General features: G+C 36.4%; 4 protein-coding genes. All 4 read left to right on the top strand.

Annotated features, from left to right (window positions below; translation table 11 throughout):
* On the top strand, positions 1-271 hold a 271-nt coding region (locus Q0X89_RS07725), incomplete at its 5' end, for a hypothetical protein (protein WP_297692809.1).
* 354 nt (positions 272-625) lie between these two features.
* On the top strand, positions 626-1042 hold the full coding sequence (locus Q0X89_RS07730; protein WP_297692811.1) for a cyclic nucleotide-binding domain-containing protein: 417 nt from the start codon (positions 626-628) through the stop codon (positions 1040-1042).
* 470 nt (positions 1043-1512) lie between these two features.
* The gene (locus Q0X89_RS07735; RefSeq protein WP_297692813.1) at positions 1513-1815 is read left to right on the top strand and encodes an antibiotic biosynthesis monooxygenase; all 303 of its coding nucleotides are present in this window, start codon (positions 1513-1515) and stop codon (positions 1813-1815) included.
* Positions 1816-2119: 304 nt separating this feature from the next.
* Positions 2120-2494 carry a hypothetical protein gene (locus Q0X89_RS07740; protein ID WP_297692815.1) on the top strand — a complete coding sequence of 125 codons (375 nt, stop codon included), beginning with the start codon at positions 2120-2122 and terminating at the stop codon, positions 2492-2494.
* Positions 2495-2594: the final 100 nt, after the last annotated feature.

The following is a 2594-nucleotide window of genomic DNA, read 5'->3' on the forward strand; positions in this document are numbered from 1 at the left end:
GCCACAGGATAGAGCTTTAACGAGCAACTCCGAGTATTTTTATGCAGGAAGTCATGGTCATAATCCGATTGAATCTTATAAATTGACACTCCATGAAATTAGACATTTTGGAAATGTTTCAATAGTGCAATATGATGCTGAGGTGGTAAGCTTTATAAAAAAGCATAATAAGTTTCGTATTTCGAATAGCTGGATAAAGCAAGATGGCAGATGGGTAATTATTGGATCAATGTTTAATTCATGCTCTGATCTTCCAATATGTCCGGATTAGGGTATTTTCTTGATACCTATAGTTAGAATCTGGGGAAATTCTAACCGCAACCTGATAAAATGAAAATTCTCTGATAATTGGTTTATGTAATACCTCCAACATCCATGGACTTTCGGGAACCCCTTAAAATTTGAGATAGCCATAACATATCTGAATTATTAATAAATCTGGCATATCGGCAAGAAAGAGCATATGTAAGAATGAGTCTAAAACTTGTGCTTATCCCAAAAATCATGCAGGATTGTATCGCTGTAATACTCATCGGCATTGTGCACTTCTTACTGGCATTATTGTTTTTACCAGCTTAAATTTTGGAACAGCTCTTCAGAACAACTAAACGGAAAGGAGCCAAAGATGCATATAGACCAAGCCGATCTTTTTGAGGGCATGGATAGGTTATTTATTCGGGGATTCATGGCCCTTACTGCCATGGAGCGCTATACGAAAGGTGATTTCATCTTTCATAGGGGAGACAAAGCCGATTTTTTTTATACGTTGATTGAGGGCTGTGTTAAAATAAGCATTGGAGATGATGAAATGGAGGTTTATACCATAGACCATTTGGGGGAAGCATTTGGATTGTCGAGCATTCTTGAGCGCAACTATTACTTTGCATCCGCCTCATGTTTAGAGCCGACCCAACTTCTCAAGATTGAAGGAAACTCGCTCAATCAGTTCCTTCAAGACCATCCCAAGAACAGTGGTACCTTCTATAAACGAATTGCCAATAGGCTTGCACAGCGCTTGGTTGAATGTTACAAATTCGTTTAAGTTGTAATCATTTCATCATTCATTTTTGCGGTGCATGCCTGACGGATTATATACCATTTATTCTGTTAGTATATCGCAAACATTCAGCAGCAACAAAATAGTGAGTTAACTCCAACAAAGTGCAACTATCAGAGGACTAAAATTCCTGCGATATGCGTTTGGTATCTGTAATATTTTCACCGAATTTGATATTTGGTAGTCTCTCAATATATCGCAACTTGACGTCAAACTTTGATACTTGCAAGTTGCCTTAAATAATAATTTCAAATGTATTTCATTAATTATGTTAAGAAAGGCAACCCAAACATATAATTTTCAGGCCATTAATCCCCACTTATCTAAAAAAAATTGGCCTTCAACAAAAAAATGAATATTGACCTCATAAGATGTAATTCCTAATTTCAATAGAAACGTCTGGTGGAAATGTAAAAAGAAAGGATATTCGTACGATATAACGAAAGGAGGTCAAAATGGTAAAGGTTCTGATTAAGAGACATATAAACGAGGGTAAGGCGAAAGACGTTTTTGGCCTGCTCAACAAGCAGCGTGCCATAGCTATGAATCAGAGGGGCCATATCAAAGGTGAGACTCTGATGAGCTATCAAAATCCCCACTCTCTACTCGTGATCTCCACGTGGCAGAGCATGGAAAATTGGCTAGCCTGGAAAGAAAATAAAGAGAGAAGAGCGAATGAGGCAAAGCTGGAACAGTTCTTGGAAACCCCGACTGAATATGATGAATTCATTTTTGGAACTTACCCTTCCAAAAAATAAAAGGAAGCCACAAGGTATCTATAAAAAATCGTCGTTAGACGGAGACGATTTTCAAAAATTATGACCCTTCCATTTTTTTATTTAAAGTATTCAGATATTGCATCGATACAGCGAAAGCTTTCATACTGCGATTTCTGCTGAAAATTGCAACTATCTCGGATTCCTTTTTTCTTCATATTTCCAACATCTATGCCAAATTGACCGGCCCTAAAAATCTGTGATATCAGATTACAGTATCTGTAATTTTGACAAAATTCATGTATCTCAATATATTTAAAATTTTAGTAATCTGGAGAGACAAACAATGTTTAACCAAGTTTTGCTTTATTCAGGTTCAGCGTTCATATCATTTTGGGGAGTCGCTCATCTCTTTCCAACAAGGTCTGTCGTTTCAGGATTTGGGGAGATAGCCGTTGATAATAAACGAATTATTACCATGGAATGGATTATCGAGGGTATAGCTCTTATATTTATTGGATCAATTAATGCTATTGTGACTGTTATTGATCATACAAGTTCAATCTCTTTGGCAATTTATCTTAGTTCAGTCGTTTTTTTGGTTGTTTTGGCCCTCGTTTCATTTTTCACGGGATTTAAGATAAGTTTTCTTCCATACAAACTATGCCCAGTTATTTTCATTACATCTGCTGTCCTGATACTTCTTGGAGGTTTTCTTTAGTCGTATAAGAAAATCAGTTGCTACTTTAAAAAATATGTAAAATCCTGGAAATCTGATTGCTCTGAAGATTTTTAATGTCCAGAATTGTGGATACCTCTAA

The sequence above is a fragment of the uncultured Eudoraea sp. genome (assembly GCF_947258525.1).
Lineage (GTDB): Bacteria > Bacteroidota > Bacteroidia > Flavobacteriales > Flavobacteriaceae > Eudoraea.